The following is a 17,582-nucleotide window of genomic DNA, read 5'->3' on the forward strand; positions in this document are numbered from 1 at the left end:
GGTGTTCCTGGTGAGGTTCATGGGATCACGCTAGAGGGTGGGCGGTTCGGCGGGCGTCGAAGGGTCACGGATGACCGGGGACGGGCAACGGCGGCAGGATCCGGTGGTGATCCTGCCGCCGTTCGCCGGTCGTGGCGGTGCCGTCTCTCAGCCTCGCCTGACGCGGCGCAGGACGACGAAGCCCGCGATGACCAGGACTGCGCCCGCAGCGGCCGGCCAGAGCTGGGCGCCGGTGTCGGCGAGGCCGCCGCTGCCGACCGCCTGGGGCTCGGTCCGGGACGGGAGCGACGGGGTCGGCGCGGCGCTGGTCGCCGTTCCGACGGCCTGGGACTGGCCGAGGCCGTCCGCGTCCTCGCCCGCGTCGTCCTTCGAGCCGCCCTGCTCACCGGCGTTCGCGGTGCCCCGTCCGGGCGTGGGCGTCGCGAACACCTCCGGTTCGTCGGCGCCCGGCGCGGCCGTGGGCGAACCGACCTGCTCCGGCTGCTCCGGCTCGGGAGCCGGCTTGTTCGTCACCGGGGGCTCGGCGGCCTGGTCCTTCCCGCCGTTGCCGTCGCCCTTCCCACCGTCACCGTCACCGGTGTCGCCGGGCTTTCCGCCCGCGTCGCCGTCCTGCGGGGCGCCCGGGGTGCGCGTGGGCTGCTCCTGCGGGGCCTCGGGGGCCTTCGTCGGCTCTTCGGGGGCCTTCGTCGGCTCTTGGGGGGCCTTCGTCGGCTGCTCCTGCGGCTCCTCCTCCGGCTTGTCGCCCGGCTCGGCGCCTGCTCCGGCGCCGCACTTGCGGCCGTCGTTGATGCAGTCGGCCATCTCCCGCATCAGGTCCTCGTCGAAGACGTTGATGAAGTCGCCGTGGTCCGTGACCGGCTTGTGGAGCTGCTCCGGGAAGGAGTCCACCGCGAACAGCGGTGTCGTACGGCCGCCGTCCTCCAGGCTCGGCGCGTCGACGTCGTAGACGATGCGCTGGACCAGCTGCGGAATGGGCCGGAAGCCGGACGGGCAGTTGCCGGCGGCGTCCGCGAAGGCCACGTGGGTGCGGTGGTTGGCGCTGTCGATGTTGCGGCCGTCCCAGCAGCTCTGGAACTTGAAGGTGCGCACCACGTCGCTGCCCTGCGGGCACAGCGGGTACTTGTCCTTCAGCTGCCGGTCCTCGAAGCCCGTGCAGCTCCAGGAGGCGTTGGCGTTGGCCGGGCCGTTGACGAACGACTTGGCGTCGCCGGTGATGATGCGCAGCAGCCGAGGCATCTCGGTGACCTTGCCCTGCGGGTTCCCCACGAAGTTCAGCGTGACCTGCTTCGGCGTGACGATCTCGCCGGCGTTGCCCTCGATGCCGCCGCCGGGCGACTTGGCGTCCTGCTCCTGGGTTCCGTTCTGAAGGCGCAGCACGGGCCAGTAGTAGGACGACTTGTCGCCCTGGTCTGCGCAGCTCGTCTCGGCGTTCGCGAGGTCCTGGTCGCTGGCGAAGGCGTTGTTGGCCTGGTTGCCGATGTAGTCGTGGAAGTGATGGGCGCCGTTGGTGACGCCCGGGGCGGCGATGATGTTGTCGGAGTTGAACAGGCCGTTCTCGTTCACGCCGCAGTCGGTGGTGAAGGAGCCCCGGGAGGCTTTCGTCCCCTGGCGGGGGCTGCCGGCGCCGGGCTGGACGCTGGTGATGGGCGCGAAGTCGGCGGCGACGGGACCGTTGCCCGCCTGTCCGCCGTTTGCGCCCTGGCCCTGGCCGTCGCCCTGCTCCTGGCCGTCCTGTCCCTGCTCCTGGCCGGGCTGTTGGCCGCCGTCGCCGTCCTGGCCTTCGCTCTGCGCGGGGGCCTGGTTGCCGGAGTCCCGTACGGTGCAGGCGGCGAGGGCATCGAGCCCTTCGGGACGGTCCCCCACCCGGTCGATGGCGATCGCGATGCGTTCGAGGGCCGCGCCCCGCTTCTCCTTCAGCGGGTTCATGATCGCGTTGTCGGCGAAGCCGGAGTCCTGCCGCACCTGCTGCGCGGACTCGCTCAGGCGCTGATAGGCCTTGGCGATCTGCTCGTCCAGGAGGGCGAGTTCCTTGTCGACCTCCCCCCGCGCCTGCTCGGGCACCGAAGTCAGTTTGGTGCCGACGTCCGGGCAGTCGATCGTGGCGCCCGCGGTCCGGACCCCCGTACCGGACCGCGTCTGGGCGGAGTCACCGCCCGAACCGCCGTCGGTCGCGGAGGCGTAGACGTTGGCGGCCATCAGGCCGCCTCCGCCCAGGATCAGTGCGAATGCGGCGAAGGTCGCGCGTCGTGGTCCGGTAGGGCGTCTTCGCGTGTTGCGTCCCAAGGGTGCTCTCCTGCGCTTGTGGCGAACCGGGCATGAAAATCCCCTCGCCCCATACGTACGGGAGCACCGGTGTGTTCAAGTGTCTCGAAAATTTTCGGAGAACTCTCATGAAGCCGCGAAACACCCGAGCCCCGCCGGACACACGGCCCGGCGGGGACGCGCAGGTCAGCGGAAGTTCACGTCACTGCACAGGAAGTAGGTCTGGTCCATGTGCGACGCCTGCCAGATCGTGTAGACGACGTGCCGGCCGCTCAGGCCCGAAGTGCTCACGGGAATCTCGTAGTTCTGGCTGGGCGCGTACTTGCCGGTGCGCGCGACGAGCCGGAGGTCGTTCCACGTGAGCGGCTGGGTGGCGGGGTCGAAGCCCTGCCGCGTGACGTACACCAGGAAGTAGTCGGCGCCGTGGCTGGCCTGGTCGTACAGCTTCACGGTGAAGTTGCCCGTGATGTCGGTCGTCTTCCAGGCGCCCACCGTGTCCAGGGAGTTGTACCGGCCGCCCTCGGTGCGTCCGCCGCTGCACAGCTGGCCGTCGGGGACCACGGCCTGGAAATTGCCGCCCGAGCCGTTGCGGTACAGGCCGTTCCAGTTCCACATGGCGTTGGGGTTGTCCTGCCACGCCTGCCAGCACATGGGGTCCTGCTGGGCCATCGCGGGGTTCTGGAAGTCGCTCCCCCAGCGCAGCCAGCAGCCGTAGTTGCGGGATGCCGGGTCGACGACCGAACCGTGCGCGACGGCGGTGCCGCTCCAGGGGATGAGGCTGAGCAGGGCGGCGACCAGGACGCTCAGGGCGAGCGTCAGGCGCGACCGGACCTTGAGGGCGCGCCCTCTAAGAACATGACCATGACAATCCATGATCTCCTTCTTTCGGATGTGGGGGTTGCCGTACTTTCGGTGTGTCTTTCGTGGGGAGTGCGACAGCGCGTGGGAGCGCTCCCGCAAGGCACAGGCTGCGCCCGATGAAGCAAGCGGGCAACGTTCGATTGCGCCACTTCCGCACCGCCTGGCGCGTTCGATTCGTTCGACGCTGCACAGCGTCCGCTCCTGCGCGGGTCTTCGGGAAAACACCCGGGTGTAGCCCTGGGTCCACCCGACCGTCAGATCGCTCCGGCACTTTTCATCTGTCTGAGCCCCCAACTCACCTGAGCCCCCAACCCATCAGGAGTCACATGTCTGCCCTCAACCGCCGAGGCGTCCTCATTGGCGCTGCCGGCGCTGCCACCGGGCTCACGATGGCCCCGGCCACGGCGTCTGCCGCCTCGCAGAGCCCCGAGCGGCGCGAGCCTCTGGCCGCCGGGCCCGGCAAGAAGTGGGACCTCGACGGCAACGCGCAGCGCTTCCGTGGCAACACGTTCGTCTGCCCCGTGCCCCAGGACTCGGCCTTCTTCCACGCCGAGACCGAGGCGATGGAGATCATGAAGCGGTCCTCCCTCGCCGATCAGTACGTCTGCCTGCCGCATCAGAGCATGCACATGACGGTGTTCGACGCCACGACACAGGACACCGTCATCGACAAGCAACTCCCGGCGTGGCTCGCTGACTGCGCGGATGTCTCCGAGGTGTCCCAGCGGATCCTCGCGCGTCTCCAGGAGTCGGCGCTGACCCCGGTGGGCCCGATCACGATGAAGGTCAAGGGGTTCGGCCCCTTCGACGCCGGCTTCACGATGAACCTCACCCCGGCCGACGATGCCACCTTCGACGGACTCTGGACGATCCGACGGGAGCTGAGCGCCCTGCTGGAACTCCGGGCGCCGGACTTCGAGACCTACCAGTTCCACTCGACCATCGGTTACCGCCTGGTCAAGCCGTTGGCATCCGACGTGCCTCCCATGGAGCGACTGGCAGCGAAGTGCTCCGCACTCTTCGCCGGCGACGCCGCCACCGTGACCCTGGAGCGCCCGGCGTTCAACCTCTTCGACGACATGCTCGCGTTCCCGCAGTTGTGGCGGCTGCCGCAGGCGTGATCCGCCGTTACCGACCGGCTTTCAGTGGTGCGGAATGGGGGCCGTGCCAGTCCAGGCACAGGACGGTGGCGTCGTCTTCCGGGTGGCCGTTGCAGGCGTCGGTGACTGTTGTGGCCAGATGGCGCGCGACTTCGCGCGGGTGCTCGCCGGCGGTGTCACGGATGAGGCCGGGGAGGTCGACTTTCTGCGCTTGGCGCTCTTGCATGCCGTCGGTGTACAGCACGAGGCGGTCACCGGGGCGAAGGTCGAGGTTCTGCACCTTGTAGGGGCCCTTGTGCGCGGCGACGCCGAAGGGCAGGTTCACTTCGAGGCGCAGTTCGTCGACCGTGCCGTCGCGCAGCCGTAGGGGCCAGGGGTGGCCCGCGTTGACGAGCTGGGCGCCGGTCCCGTCCAGGGCGATGCGCAGCAGCTGGCCGGTGGCGAAGGTCCGTCTGCCGTGGTCGAGGAGGGCCTGGTGGGTCCGGCGGGCCTGTTCGGCGAGATCGGTCCCGGCGCGGCGGGCACCGCGGGAGGCATTGACCAGGAGGGTGGCCATGAGGGCGGCGTCGACGTCGTGGCCCATGGCGTCGGTGATGGACAGGTGCAGGGTGTCGGGGTCGACGGCGTAGTCGTAGGTGTCACCGGCGATGTCGGCGGCCGGGACGAGGGCGCCGGCGAGGGCGAACTCGGCGGCCTCGCACGAAGGGGCCGAGGGCAGCAACTGGCGCTGGATCTCCGCGGCCAGGCTGACCGAGGTGGTGCGGTTGCCCCAGTGGTAGAGGTCGGTGAACCGGCGGTCGGTGACGATGATGTACGCCAGCGCGTGCGCGGCCTCTTCCACTTGCTCCAGCACATCCTGTGTGACCTGCGGAAGGAGCAGTTCCAGGACACCGACGGCGTCGCCGCGGTTGGTGACGGGGGCGAGCACCCGCTGCCCGCGCTCGCCCTCCGGAGCCTGCACCAGTTCCTGGGCGCGCAGGACCTCGTCGTAGATGCTGTCGTCGAAGGGAACCTTTTCGGCGCGGCGCTCCTGTCGCGTAGCCGCCTCCTCACTGACCCGCAGCAGGCGCTGGCCTACGACGTCGACGCACAGGAACGACACGTGCCGCGCGCCGAACCGGTCGCGCAGGTCGCGCGCCACGACATCGAGGGAGCCCACCGGTGCGGCGTCCTCCGCCGTTGCCAGCACCTCGGCCAGTCCGATCCGATCGCGTGCCACGTAAGCCTCCTTCTGGGTTGCCCATTCGTTTTCCCGCAGACGCGACAGGCACAGCACGGCTGTGACACATGCCTCAGCCTGTAGACGCCGGAACAGGAAGGACCCCCGGATACGTCACCCCCCTGACTGCTTCCGCACGCCTGATGCGAAAGTTCGGGGGTAAACGGGTCGCAGCATGTTCGGGTACAGGGGGGGTGGGCCGACATGGAGCAGACGGCGGGCGCTGAGGGCGAGCAGTCTCTGGTGGAGAACCTCGTATCGGTGTCGGGGGCGTTCGAGAACAGCGAGGACATCGCCGTCGCCCGAGATCTGGCCCGCAAGTTCCTCACCGACGTCCAGGCCGTGCACGGGCTGCCGGTGTCCGGGCGCGCGATGGGCATGGTGCAGCTCGTGGTCAGCGAGCTGGTGACCAACGCCCGCAAGTACGCACCCGGGCCGTGCCTGCTGACCCTGGAAGTCAACGGCGGCGTGGTGGAGGTGACCGTGTGGGACAGCAACCCGACGCCGCCGACGATCCTCGCGCCCGACCCGATGCGGATCGGCCAGCACGGGCTGGAGATCGTCATGGCGGTCGGCCAGAGTTTCGCGGTCCACCGCGAACCCGTGGGAAAACGGATCACCACGGCCATCGCGCTGGCCGACGATCCGGGCGGGGACGTCACCGGCCGACGGCTGTGACCGGACACTGAGCCGGTGCGGCATGAGACCAGGGCGGGCGGGTAAACGTCCGGAGCCGGCTGGGGAAGGGCCATGAAGCCTGGGGAGGTCGAAGGGCCCTTCCCTACCGACGGAGTCCGGCGCGCCCCTCAGCCGTCGGGGTCGGATCATTGTGAGCCCAGCTGTCAGAGCCGGTCGAGTTCCTTCGTGGTGCGGCCGAGGTAGGTGGCCGAGCCGGGCTCGGGGACGTCGAGCTCGTGGAAGCCCACGCGGTCGTAGAAGGCCCTGGCCCGGGTGTTGGCGGTCGCCATGGCCAGGTGGACGGCCGGCACTCCCCTGTCCTGGAGTGTGGCCAGGAACGTCCGCATCAGGCGGCGGCCGTGGCCGCGCCCCTGCCACTCGGGCAGCAGGTCGATGTGCAGGTGGGCGGGGTAGCCCGCGAGTTCGGGCAGCACCATCCGCTCGGGGTCGTGCAGCAGTCCCGCCATCGCCTCGTCCGGCGTGCGGGGCGGCTGCGGCGGCTTCCGGTAGCGGTCGGCGACCAGCGGCAGCCAAGTGGCGCGGAACGCCTGGACGAAGCGGGGGGTGTCGGCCGTGCCGAGGATGTAGCCGACCGCCCGCCCGCGCCCGTCGTCCAGCACGAAGGCCAGGTCCGGCTCCAGATGGACGTACGGAGCCGCGAACGTGGCCGGGAAGATGCCCGGGTCCGTGTAGTGGGGGCGGCTGTCCTGGCCGTTGTGCGCGGTGCGGACGCAGATCTCGTCGAGGGCCGGACGGTCCTCGGGGCGGTACGGGCGGATGGCGGGGAGCTTGGTCATGGCGGCATCGTGCCCGTGCTGGGAGCGCTCCCTCAACTCGATTCGGGGAGCTTCCGAAGGCCCTGGGACCGGCCGATGGCTGTGCGAGACTCCGGCCATGACCACCGTGGCCCAGTTGCGCAAGGCCGCGCTCGCCCTCCCTGAGGCGGAGGAGGGGACGCACTTCGGCATGGTCGCCTTCTCCGTGCGGGGCAGGGGTTTCGCCTCGGTGACGAAGGACGGCCGGGTGCAGCTGCACCTGCCGCAGGAGGAGACCGACGCCGCCCTGGCCGCGCATCCGGCCGGTGAGCGCCTCGTGCGCCGGGGCGCGCCGATCGGTTTCCGCGTACCGCTCGCCGACATCGACGGCAAGGACCTCAACGCCCTGGTCCGGGCGGCCTGGTTCAGCCGCGCCCCGAAGCGACTCGCCGCGGCGGAGGCGGGGGCCGGCGGTCCCGGTGACGGCCTGCCCACCGGAATCGGCAGGCCCGCCACGCAGGCCCTGCGCGGTGCCGGCGTGACCACGCTGGAGCAGGTGGCACAGCACTCGCGGGCGGAACTCCTCGCGCTGCACGGGGTGGGGCCCAAGGCGGTGCGTGTGCTGTCGGAGGCGCTGGAGCAACGGGGGCTCGCCCTGCGGGGGTGAATGACTCACGGATGACCGACGCCGTGGTCCGAGCGCGGCTTAACTGCCCAGCTCGGGGTTACCCGGTCCACATGGTGAAACTGCATATTCCAGGACGAAAAGAACATCACGACTCCGAGGCTCCGCCGCAGGACGCCGCCCCTGCCCGGGCTCCCGCTGCGGCTGGGAAAGAGCCCGGTCCGGCCGCGGAGAGGCCCGCTCCGAGGTCGGACGAGGAGCCCGGCCCGGGGCCCGAAGTGGAGCGGGCGGCACCGGACAGCCCGAGTGACCTCCCCCGGAAGTCGTGGGGGGCGGTGCTGAAGGGGAGCATCCGGGAGTTCAAGGACGACGAGCTGACCGACCGGGCGGCCGCGCTCACGTACTACGGGGTGCTCGCGCTGTTCCCGGCGCTGCTGGTGCTGGTGTCGCTGCTGGGCATCACCGGCAGGTCGACCACCGACAAGGTGCTCGACAACGTCCAGCAGCTCGCCCCCGGCTCGGCCCGCGACATCATCACCCGGGCCGTCGAGCAGTTGCAGGGCAACGCCGGTATCGGCTCGCTGATGGCGATCGTCGGTCTCGTCCTCGCGGTGTGGTCGGCGTCCGGCTACGTGGCGGCGTTCATGCGCTCGGCCAACGCCGTCTACGACATGCCCGAGGGCCGGCCGGTGTGGAAGCTGCTCCCGGTGCGGGTGGCCGTGACGGTCGTGCTGATGGTGCTGGCCGTGATCAGCGCGCTGATCGTGGTCTTCACGGGCGGACTGGCCCGGCAGGTCGGAACCACGCTCGGGATCGGGGACACCGCGCTGACGGTCTGGTCGATCGCGAAGTGGCCCGCTCTGGTGGTGCTGGTCACGATCATGATCGCGATCCTGTACTGGGCGACCCCGAACGCCAAGGTGAAGGGGTTCCGCTGGATCACGCCGGGCAGTCTGCTGGCGCTGCTGATCTGGATGATCGCGTCGGCCGGCTTCGCGGTCTACGTGGCCAACTTCGCCTCGTACAACAAGACCTACGGCACGATGGCCGGCGTCATCGTCTTCCTGGTGTGGCTGTGGATCACCAACCTGGCGATCCTGCTGGGCCTGGAGTTCGACGCGGAGACGGTCCGGCAGCGGGCCGTCGCCGGGGGTCATCCGCCCGAGGCCGAGCCGTACACGCAGCCGCGTGACACCCGTGCGTGGGACGAACAGGACCGGCGCCGCATGGAAGAAACCTGATCCGTTCAGCCCATGAGTCCGGCGGCGACCGTCGCGCCCAGTTCCCAGCACCTCTCGACGTCGCCCTTGCCGGGCTCGCCGGTCACGGTCACGGCCTCGGCGGCGCGGCGCCAGCCGAGGCCCGTCGTGATCGACTCGATGCCCCGCACGGCTCCGGTGACGTCGTTCCCGCCGTGCACCCAGTAACCGAACGGCCGGCCGCGGGTCGCGTCCAGGCAGGGGTAGTAGACCTGGTCGAAGAAGTGCTTCAAGGCGCCGGACATGTAGCCGAGGTTCGCGGGGGTGCCGAGCAGGTAGCCGTCGGCGGCGAGGACGTCGGAGGCTGTCGCGGACAGCGCGGGCACCCGGACGACCCGGACGTCCTCGATCTCCGGGTCCGTCGCCCCGGAGACGACGGCTTCGAACATCGCCTGGCAGTTGGGCGACGGCGTGTGATGGACGATCAGCAAGGTGGCCACGTCACCCGACCTTACAAGTCGTGACGACCATGCGTGCCCGGCGCGAGATCTGGTACTCGTCCGTCGCTCTCCGTACGAGAAAGGGAGGTATTCGCCTTGTCACAGGTCGAGACATCCATCGAGGTCCGGGTCCCGGTGCACACCGCGTACAACCAGTGGACGCAGTTCGAGGACTTTCCCCAGTTCATGGACGGCGTCGAGCGCATCGAGCAGCGCACCGACACCCTGACCCACTGGGTGACGAAGGTCGGCGGCCAGGAGCGGGAGTTCGACGCGGAGATCACCGAGCAGATCCCCGACGAGCGCGTCGCCTGGACCACCGTGAACGGCGAGGCCAGGCAGGCCGGGGTGGTCACGTTCCACCGCATCCAGGACGACACGACGAAGGTCATGCTCCAGATGGAGTTCGACCCCAGTGGCGTGGCCGAGACCGTGGGCGACAAGCTCGGGTTCGTCAAGCGGCAGGTCTCCGGTGACCTGCGGCGGTTCAAGCAGTTCATGGAGGCCCGTGGGACGGAGACGGGGGCCTGGCGCGGCGAGGTCTGACCCGGCGGACGACAGAAGGCGGCCGCCACCACGTGCAGTGGTGGCGGCCGCTTCTGTCGTCGACCGTGTCTCGTCGCCCGCTACGCCCGCACCGGTCGGCCCACCCCGCTCTGGAGCCGCTCCCGGGCCTGCTGACCCAGGTCGTTGAGCCGCAGGGCGAGTCGTGCCGCGGCGTCGTAGAGGGCGTGGACCGCCTGGAGGTGTTCCAGGCGCGGGGCCAGGGCCGAGAGGGCGATGGCCAGGGCCACTCCGGCCCAGCCGACGGGACCCAGCGGGGTGCAGCCGAAGAAGTGGCTGACGCCGGGCGTCTGGACGAGGGCGACGAGCACGGCGGCCGAGCCGAGGGCGGTCGCCCACACCAGCGGGCTGTGGCGCCTGCCGGAGAGGGTCTGCACGAGCTGGGCGCCGACCACGCCGCACAGGGCCATGGTGGTGGACCGGCGTTCGGTGCCGGGCGTGAGGCGGCCGATGAGGTACGCCGTGACCGCGCCGAGGCAGGTGGTGACGCCCCGGCGCCGGATGGAACGCAGCAGCGGCGCGCCGAGGGCGTTGAGGCCCATCGGGCCGGTCGCGGCGTGCTCCGCCGTCGAGGGGTCGTCGCTCGGCGTGACCGCCACCGCCATGGCCGGGAACATGTCGGTGAGCAGGTTGACCAGCAGCAGCTGACGCGTCGACAGGGGCGAGGCGCCGGCCAGCAGGGTGCCGAGGACGCTGAAGCCGACCTCGCCGGCGTTGCCGCCGATGAGGATGCTCACCGCGTCGGCGACGCTGCGCCACAGGGCACGGCCCTCGGCGACCGCGTCCACCAGGACGGACAGGTCGCCGGAGGTGAGCACGAGGTCGGCGGCGTTGCGGGCGGCCGCGGAGCCGCGGGACTCGATGCCGACCCCGACGTCGGCGGCGCGGATGGCGGCGGCGTCGTTGGCTCCGTCGCCGGCCATCGCCACGACCCGCCCGGCCTGTTGCAGGGCCTCCACGACGTGCAGCTTCTGCTCGGGTGCGACCCGGGCGATGACGCCCGCGCCGCGCAGCACCCGGACGCGTTCGCGGCGCTCCATGGCCACGAGTTCGTCGCCGGTCACCGCCTCGGTCTCCTCCGGCCAGCCCAGTTGCAGGGCGATGGCGCGGGCGGTCTCCGGGTGGTCGCCGGTGAGCATGACGGGCAGGATGCCGGAGCGGCGCAGTTCCGCGAGCAGGGCGTGCGAGGTCTCGCGCGGGACGTCGGCCAGGGCGACGAAACCGCTGAACTCCAGGTCCCCGAGCGGCGCGTCCAGTTCGGTGTCGGCGTCGTCGGCCCGGCAGCGGCGCCGGGCGACGGCGAGGACGCGCAGTCCCTGTCCCGCCAGCTCGTGGGCGGTGTCGGTCGCGTGGTCGGGGAGGTCCCGGCAGGCCGGCAGGATCGTCTCCGGGGCGCCCTTGACGACGAGGAGTTCGCCGAAGTCCGGGTCGCCGTCGCGGCCGACAGCCGCGGCGTAGCCCCGCCGTGTCTCGAAGGGCAGCTCGCCGGTCGGTGTCCAGCCCTCGTCGGGCGGGGCGACATCGAGGACGGCCTCGTCGGTGGCGTGCGCGACGCGGCGGCCCTGGCCCGTCTCCTCCTGCGGGCAGGCCCGCGCGGCCAGGCGCACGATCGGCTCGGCCTGTTCGGCGTCCACGGGCAGCACGGTGCCGTCGGCGGTGGCGACGCGGACCAGGCGCAGTTTGTTCTCGGTGAGGGTGCCGGTCTTGTCGAAGCAGACGGTGTCGACCCGCCCGAGCGCCTCCAGGGTGCGCGGGGTGCGGACCAGGACGCCGCGCCGGGAGAGCCGGCGGGCGGCCGCCATCTGCGCGACCGTGGCTACGAGCGGCAGTCCCTCCGGTACGGCGGCGACCGCGACCGCGACACCACCGCTGACGGCGCGCCGTACGGGGCTGCCGCGCAACAGGGACAGCCCGGTCACGGCGGCGCCGCCCGTGAAGGTCACCGGCAGGGCCTTGCGGGTCAGTTCCTGGAGCCGGGCCTGTACGCCGGCGGGCGGCGGGGTGCGGGCGGCGAGCGTGACGGCGCGGCCCGCCTCGGTCTGGTCGCCGGTGTTCACGACGAGCGCGGTGGCGCGTCCGGCCACGACGGTCGTGCCCTCGAACACCATGCAGGCGCGCTGGGCCACCGGCAGACCGGGGGTGGCCTCGACGGACTTGGTGACCGGCAGGGACTCGCCGGTCAGCGCCGACTCGTCGACCTCCAGGCCGTCGGCGTCGAGCAGCCGGGCGTCGGCCGGTACGACGTCGCCGGCGCCGAGGGTGATCTCGTCGCCGGGGCGCAGCCGGGCGGCGTCGACGGTGACGGTGCGCCTGCGGCCGTCGCGCCTGCGGGCCTTGGGCTGCTGCCGGGCGGCCAGCCGGGCCAGCGCCTGTTCGGCGCGCATCCGCTGGAGTCCGCCGGTCACGGCGTTGAGGTCCATGGCGCCGACGACCAGCAGCGCGTCGACGAGCGAGCCGAGCAGTGCGGAGGCGACGGCGCCGGTGGCCAGGACGGGCGTGAGCGGATCGTCGAGTTCGCGGCGTACGGCGCCTGCCGCCTGCCAGGTCCAGCGGACGGGGGCCATGGCCGGGTGTCGGCCGACGCGAGCGGCGTGTTGCCGTGAGCGGTCGGTGAGGAGGGCGAGTCCGGTGGGCTCGTCGTCGTGGTCGGGGCTCCCCAGCCGGTCGCGGGCCTCGTGGGGTTCCAGGGCGTGCCAGGGGATGTGCAGCCGGGGCGGGGGCGGGGTGGCCCGGGCCACGCGGACGGCTTCGAGCCAGCCCGTGAGCAGGGCGTTCGCGGCGGCGATGTTGACGGGGGCGTGGCGGGTGAGGGGCCACAGGAGGCGGCCCGGGGGCTGCCCGCCACGCGCGACGAGGAGCCCCGACAGGGCGGCGCCCGCGCGGGCCAGGGTCTGCGAACGACGTCCGACGCGCCGGGCCGCCGGGATCGCGGTGAGCAGCCGCCACACGTCGGCGAGTCCGCCCGAGGCCAGCGCGTCGGCGCCCCAGGAGACGGCCGCGCGGCCGTCGGTGAGGGCGATGGCCACGTCACCGGCGGGCAGTCCGGCCGCCACGTGTCCGTCGCCGGACCCGTCCAGGCGTGCGACGGTCACCACCACGTGTCCGTCGTCCTGGAGGGCCCGTACGACGTCTCCGAACGGTTTGGTGCCCGGGGCGACCTCGTCGGCGAGCCGGACGATGTCCTTCAGGTCGGAGCCGCCCGCGATCACGACGTGCAGTCCTGCCCGGCGGGCGGCGTCGAGGACGGCCTCGGCGAAGGGATGGACCGGGTCGTCGGGCAGCCCGTCGAGGTCGCCTTCGGCGTTCTGCCGTCGGCTGCGCAGGGCGTCGGCGTGCAGGACGAGGGCGTCGGCGATCTCGAGCTGGCGCAGGCGCTCCCCGCTGCGCACGAGGATCCCGGCCTGCGCGAGGAAGGTGCCGAGGGTCGCGGCGAAGGCTGCCGGACCGTAGCGGGCCGCCTTCGGGGATCCGGCGAGGACGGCTTCGGCCGCTTCCCTCGCGGAGTGCGTGACGAGGAGGGTGGCGGCGGCGCCGGCGAGACTGCCGGTGCTGGCGTGGGAGGCGTACTCCTGGGCGGGCGTCACCTTGAGCGGCGGCCGGGTGTCCGAGGGGTAGGGCAGGCTGGTGCGCTGTTCGTGACAGACGTCGTCGTGCAGTGCCTCGAAGGCCGCGGCCCTGGCCACCGCCTCGGTCAGCTGGGTGCTACGCAGCACGCCGTCGAGCACGAGCGCCAGCGGGGTCTGCCCGACGCCGTGTGTGGCGGCGTTGGCGGCGGCGAGGACGAGTTCCATGCCGTGGGTGCCGAACCGCTGCCGGAGCAGGGCCCGGAAGCGGGGGTTCTCCCGCAGCAGGGTGACGGTGGCGGTGACGATGCGTGAGGTGGGCGGCAGGCGCAGGGACCGGCCGGCGAGGGCACCGGCGGCGCCGGCGGCGTCCAGCAGGATCGCCGCCGCGGTGGCGCGCACCTCGCCGGGGTCGCCGGGGTGAGTGGCCTCCTCGGCCTCCGGGTCGGCGCCCTCGGTCAGGCCGAGGCGGGCGGCGAGCGCGGTGGCCCGCTCGCTGACGCGGTCGGTGACGGCGTCCTCGACCACGGTGATCACCAGGCGGGACAGTCCCTCGTCCCAGTACGCCGCGAGCACGTCCGGGTGGTCGAGCAGTTCCCCGGCGACCTTGTGGGCGAGGCCGCCGATGTCGCCGTCGGGCCGCCGCAGGGCGAGGTGGACGCGCTGTCCCGCCCGCCAGTGCTGTCCGCCGGCCAGGGCGTTGCGCGCGACGTTGCGGACGCGCCGCGTGGTGTCGTAGACGGACGTCACGCCCTGGGCGGTGCCGCGGGCGGCGCCTGCCGCCGCCCCAGCCATGGCCCCGACGAGCGGGGCGACGTCGAAACGTGTGAGCATCTCCTGTTTCCCGACTCAGCCGGTGGGCCGGCTGTCGTGTCCTTGCCGGACGGCCTGCTCCCGGTCCGGCTCCTCCCCGTGCGGGTCGTGGTGCGCGGTGGCCTCGGCGACCTGCTTCAGCGCGGAGGCGGTGGCGGTGTCGCCCACTTTCGCGGGCTGTTCGTGGACGTGGTGCTCCGGCGGGTCGTGCCGGTAGTGGGACGAGGCGAGTTTGTCGCCGGGGCCGTAGGACGAGAGGTCCTGATCGTCCGGACCGCCCTCGCCGCCGGCTCCGGGACGGCCCTGTCCGGCCTGACCGGTCCGTGACCCGCCGTTCCCCGGTGCGACGTCGGGCCGCTCTCCGGGCTTCGGCTGCGTCAGCCAGGCGACGGCCGCGCCGGTCAGCGCCACCGGCCACTCCACCACTCCGGCCACGCCGAGCACTCCGGCACCGGCGTAGACGGCCATCCGGCGGCCGCGCGGCGACACCGCGCCGATCCGGTCCAGGGTGTCTCCGGCCACCTTGCCCACCTGCTCCGCACCCGGCAGGTGCCTCAGACCCGAGGCGACGGCCCGCAAAGGCTGCGGAAGATCGGGCGAACGTGATGTCTCCTGGTTCATGGCGACCTCCACAAGCGCGTTGTCCAGCGGCTACAACCGGTTTCCCAGCTCTTTGCCCCATATTCCGACTTTGCTGGAGCTAGCGCTTGTCTTGCTCAGCCGAGGACTCGGCCGGGGTCTCAGCCGGGGTCCCGCAGGACGGTCTCGCCGTCGTGGACGCCGCCCACGCAGCGCTTGGTGTACGACTGCCATCCGTCGCCCACGGCGGAGATGACGATGGAGCCGCCCCCGGCGATGCACTGGCTCGCGGTGACGCCCGCCGGGCGGGCCGCGGCGTGTGCGGGCGCGGCGAGCTCCACCACGGCCAGGGCGGTGAGCAGGGCGTACGGCAGCTTGTTCACGGGGGGTCCTTCCTGCGGGGGGACGTGCCATGCCAGCCTCACCAGGGCGGGTCCGGGCTGCCACCGGACGTGGTCCGCCCGGGCCGCCGCGGGGCGGAGGGCCGGGTCGTCCGGTGGATCCATCGGTGATCATGTCGACGAGACGGCGCACGTGGTGCGGGTCCGGAACGAGCGTGGCTGGACACTCGCGGTCGCCGACCCCCGGCAGACGGTGCGGCTGACGCGCCGGAGGGCGGGCAGCGGCGGAGTCCGTACGGGCCGGAGGTGGACGGCCGCGACCTGGTGCGCACCGCCGCTCAGCTGCGCGACACGTCCAGGGGTGTGCCGTGGTGGAGCACCGCCCTCGGGCGATGACAGGGCCGGACGCGCCGGTCGGGCAGCCGTCCCGGTTCGTCGCGGTCGGCTCGGCCTCGGCCTCGGCGGAAACCGGCCCTCGGCTCGGTGCTCTTCGAGGGCCTCCCGTGTCGGTGTGACGGCTCAGGGTACTCAGAGCGGGCACGCAGCAGGCCGTCACGGGTCCGGCATCGCGCGGCGGCGGGGTGCCCTTTCGGCGAATGGAGTGGTCATGACGCAGAACGGTGATGACGCGACGCTCGTCCGGCGACCGGGAATCCCCGATTTCCGGCTGCCCCCGGACCAGCCCGAGCCCGCGCCACCACAGGACCCCCAGGCCGACGAGCCGCCGCAGGAGCTGCCTCTGGACCGCAACCAGGCGATCCTGGAGGCGGCCAAGCAGGTCGGCGCCCTGCTGAAGCGCAAGGGGCACCTCTTCGCGCTGGCCGGGAGCGTGGCCGCCTACGCCCACGGCGGCGAGAAGAACCTCCAGCACGACGTCGACTTCGCCATCCGCCCCGAGGACGCGGACGCGGTGGCGGCCACACTGCGGGAGGCCGGGCTGACGGTCTACACCCCGCCGGAGGACTGGCTGATCAAGGCCACGTGTTTCGGCCAGCCGGTGGACATCATCTTCGAGCTGGCGCACCGGCCGGTCGGCGCGGACATGCTGGAGCGGGCGGAGGAGGTCTCGGTCGACTCGGTGCGCATGCCCGTGCTGGCCCCGACCGACCTGCTGTGGAGCCTGATCGCCGCCTTCTCCGAGCACCACTGCGACTTCGGCGCGGCCCTGCCCATCGCGCGCGCCCTGCGCGAGAAGGTCGACTGGGAGCGGGTGCGGCGCGAGTGCGGGGACGAGCCCATGCCTGCCGCGTTCTTCTTCCTCCTGGAGCGCCTGAACGTCATCTGATGCGGAAGGAACACCCATGACTACCCACGGCTCACAGCCCCCGGGCGGCGGGGAGCCGGAGCAGAACCTGGAGTACCGGATCGCCCACCTCCAGGACCGCCTCGCCTCCGGTGAACTCGGCGAACTGGGCGTACGGGTCGAGGCCCGCGGCCGGACGGTGCTGCTCACCGGCACCGTGCCCTCGGCGCCCTGCCGCGACGAGATCGTCCGCACCGTCCAGGAGGAACTCGCCGGGGTCCCCGTGCACAGCGACCTCGTGGTGACCGAGACGTCCTCCCCCGACCACGCGGAGGAACTCGCATGATCCGCATCGCAGCCGTCGGAGACATCCACATGGGGCCCGACAGCCAGGGCCTGCTCCGGCCCGCCTTCGAGACCCTGCCCGAGTGCGCCGACCTCCTGCTACTGGCTGGGGACCTGACCCGGCACGGCACCCCCGAGGAGGCGCGGGTGGTGGCCCGGGAGGTCCGGGACCTCGGGGTTCCGGTGGTCGCCGTGCTGGGCAACCACGACCATCACGACGACCGGCCCGACGAGGTCACGGCCATCCTCCGGGACGCCGGTGCCCATGTCCTGGAGGGACAGGGCACGGTCCTGACGAGCGGCGGGGCGCGGATCGGCGTGGCCGGCACCAAGGGGTTCGGCGGCGGTTTCGTCGGCCGCTGCGCCGGGGAGTTCGGCGAGCCGGTCATGAAGGAGTTCGTCAGGTACTCGCGCCGGTGCGCGGACAGTCTGCGCACGTCCCTGGAGCAGTTGGGCGAGGAGGGCTGTGACGCGCGGATCGCCCTGACCCACTTCTCCCCCGTCCCGGACACGCTGGCGGGCGAGCCGCTGGAGATCTATCCGTTCCTGGGCAGCTACCTGCTGGCCGAGGCGATCGACACCGCCGGCGCCGACCTCGCGGTGCACGGGCACGCGCACGCCGGCACGGAACACGGCATGACGAGCGGCGGCGTGCGGGTGCGCAACGTCGCCCAGCCGGTCATCGGGCGGGCGTTCCACGTCTACCATCTGCCCGTCCGCGACCACGTGACCACCGGGGCCGCCGCACAAGCGGCCCGCTAGACAGCCCAGTCCCCCATCCGCCGCCGGCTCCCGCCGGCGGCGTTCTCGTGTCCCGGTCGTGTCCCGCTCGTGTCCCGCGACACGCGGCGCCCGCCAACGGTCCGCCGCTGACGGCTGCGTGACGTGACGAGCCGCTCCCGTACCGCCTCTGGTGTGAACGCCCCGCAAGTCGT

Annotated in this window: 16 protein-coding genes; 8 read left to right on the plus strand and 8 right to left on the minus strand. The window is 72.2% G+C overall.

Annotated features, from left to right (window positions below):
- Nucleotides 1-147: 147 nt before the first annotated feature.
- Together ABFX81_RS31925 and ABFX81_RS31930 are read right to left on the minus strand one after the other, a co-directional pair.
- Entirely contained in the window at nt 148-2,196 is a 2,049-nt protein-coding gene (locus ABFX81_RS31925) for a DUF1996 domain-containing protein (protein WP_086854692.1), read from the minus strand.
- Between the two features lie 252 nt (nt 2,197-2,448).
- Nucleotides 2,449-3,135: a lytic polysaccharide monooxygenase gene (locus tag ABFX81_RS31930; RefSeq protein WP_086854693.1), complete on the minus strand. Its 687-nt coding sequence runs from the start codon at nt 3,133-3,135 to the stop codon at nt 2,449-2,451.
- 314 nt (nt 3,136-3,449) lie between these two features.
- Between ABFX81_RS31930 and ABFX81_RS31935 the strand changes: the two genes are divergently transcribed.
- On the plus strand, nt 3,450-4,244 hold the full coding sequence (locus ABFX81_RS31935) for a DUF1868 domain-containing protein (protein WP_086854694.1): 795 nt from the start codon (nt 3,450-3,452) through the stop codon (nt 4,242-4,244).
- A gap of 7 nt (nt 4,245-4,251) precedes the next feature.
- Here the strand turns inward: ABFX81_RS31935 and ABFX81_RS31940 are convergent, their stop codons facing one another.
- On the minus strand, nt 4,252-5,442 hold the full coding sequence (locus tag ABFX81_RS31940; protein ID WP_086854695.1) for a SpoIIE family protein phosphatase: 1,191 nt from the start codon (nt 5,440-5,442) through the stop codon (nt 4,252-4,254).
- Nucleotides 5,443-5,646: 204 nt separating this feature from the next.
- Between ABFX81_RS31940 and ABFX81_RS31945 the strand changes: the two genes are divergently transcribed.
- Entirely contained in the window at nt 5,647-6,120 is a 474-nt protein-coding gene (locus ABFX81_RS31945; protein WP_086854696.1) for an ATP-binding protein, read from the plus strand.
- Between the two features lie 164 nt (nt 6,121-6,284).
- Here ABFX81_RS31945 and ABFX81_RS31950 read toward each other — a convergent pair whose 3' ends face one another.
- On the minus strand, nt 6,285-6,917 hold the full coding sequence (locus ABFX81_RS31950) for a GNAT family N-acetyltransferase (protein WP_086854697.1): 633 nt from the start codon (nt 6,915-6,917) through the stop codon (nt 6,285-6,287).
- Between the two features lie 97 nt (nt 6,918-7,014).
- Here ABFX81_RS31950 and ABFX81_RS31955 point away from each other — a divergent pair, with 97 nt between their 5' ends.
- Entirely contained in the window at nt 7,015-7,542 is a 528-nt protein-coding gene (locus tag ABFX81_RS31955) for an MmcQ/YjbR family DNA-binding protein (RefSeq protein WP_086854698.1), read from the plus strand.
- A 74-nt stretch (nt 7,543-7,616) separates the two neighbouring features.
- Nucleotides 7,617-8,741 carry a YihY/virulence factor BrkB family protein gene (locus ABFX81_RS31960; protein WP_428837238.1) on the plus strand — a complete coding sequence of 375 codons (1,125 nt, stop codon included), beginning with the start codon at nt 7,617-7,619 and terminating at the stop codon, nt 8,739-8,741.
- Nucleotides 8,742-8,746: 5 nt separating this feature from the next.
- Here ABFX81_RS31960 and ABFX81_RS31965 read toward each other — a convergent pair whose 3' ends face one another.
- Nucleotides 8,747-9,199 (minus strand): NAD(P)H-dependent oxidoreductase, encoded by a 453-nt coding sequence (locus ABFX81_RS31965; protein ID WP_086854700.1) that lies wholly within the window; start codon nt 9,197-9,199, stop codon nt 8,747-8,749.
- A 96-nt stretch (nt 9,200-9,295) separates the two neighbouring features.
- Here ABFX81_RS31965 and ABFX81_RS31970 point away from each other — a divergent pair, with 96 nt between their 5' ends.
- The gene (locus ABFX81_RS31970) at nt 9,296-9,745 is read left to right on the plus strand and encodes an SRPBCC family protein (protein WP_086854701.1); all 450 of its coding nucleotides are present in this window, start codon (nt 9,296-9,298) and stop codon (nt 9,743-9,745) included.
- A gap of 80 nt (nt 9,746-9,825) precedes the next feature.
- Here ABFX81_RS31970 and ABFX81_RS31975 read toward each other — a convergent pair whose 3' ends face one another.
- From ABFX81_RS31975 to ABFX81_RS31985, 3 genes are all read right to left on the minus strand, one after another.
- The gene (locus tag ABFX81_RS31975; protein ID WP_346139021.1) at nt 9,826-14,160 is read right to left on the minus strand and encodes a cation-translocating P-type ATPase; all 4,335 of its coding nucleotides are present in this window, start codon (nt 14,158-14,160) and stop codon (nt 9,826-9,828) included.
- Between the two features lie 15 nt (nt 14,161-14,175).
- Nucleotides 14,176-14,760: a hypothetical protein gene (locus tag ABFX81_RS31980; RefSeq protein WP_346139023.1), complete on the minus strand. Its 585-nt coding sequence runs from the start codon at nt 14,758-14,760 to the stop codon at nt 14,176-14,178.
- Nucleotides 14,761-14,879: 119 nt separating this feature from the next.
- On the minus strand, nt 14,880-15,101 hold the full coding sequence (locus tag ABFX81_RS31985) for a hypothetical protein (RefSeq protein ID WP_086848419.1): 222 nt from the start codon (nt 15,099-15,101) through the stop codon (nt 14,880-14,882).
- A 565-nt stretch (nt 15,102-15,666) separates the two neighbouring features.
- Here ABFX81_RS31985 and ABFX81_RS31990 point away from each other — a divergent pair.
- From ABFX81_RS31990 to ABFX81_RS32000, 3 genes are read left to right on the plus strand one after another with little or no spacing between them, the layout of a single operon-like run.
- Nucleotides 15,667-16,344 (plus strand): nucleotidyltransferase family protein, encoded by a 678-nt coding sequence (locus tag ABFX81_RS31990; RefSeq protein WP_346139024.1) that lies wholly within the window; start codon nt 15,667-15,669, stop codon nt 16,342-16,344.
- A 16-nt stretch (nt 16,345-16,360) separates the two neighbouring features.
- Entirely contained in the window at nt 16,361-16,648 is a 288-nt protein-coding gene (locus ABFX81_RS31995; RefSeq protein ID WP_086848408.1) for a BON domain-containing protein, read from the plus strand.
- The gene (locus ABFX81_RS32000; protein WP_086848410.1) at nt 16,645-17,409 is read left to right on the plus strand and encodes a metallophosphoesterase; all 765 of its coding nucleotides are present in this window, start codon (nt 16,645-16,647) and stop codon (nt 17,407-17,409) included. The genes ABFX81_RS31995 and ABFX81_RS32000 overlap by 4 nt, the downstream gene beginning before the upstream one ends.
- Nucleotides 17,410-17,582 lie beyond the last annotated feature (173 nt).

This window comes from Streptomyces coeruleofuscus, assembly GCF_039532725.1.
Taxonomy (GTDB): Bacteria; Actinomycetota; Actinomycetes; order Streptomycetales; family Streptomycetaceae; genus Streptomyces; species Streptomyces coeruleofuscus.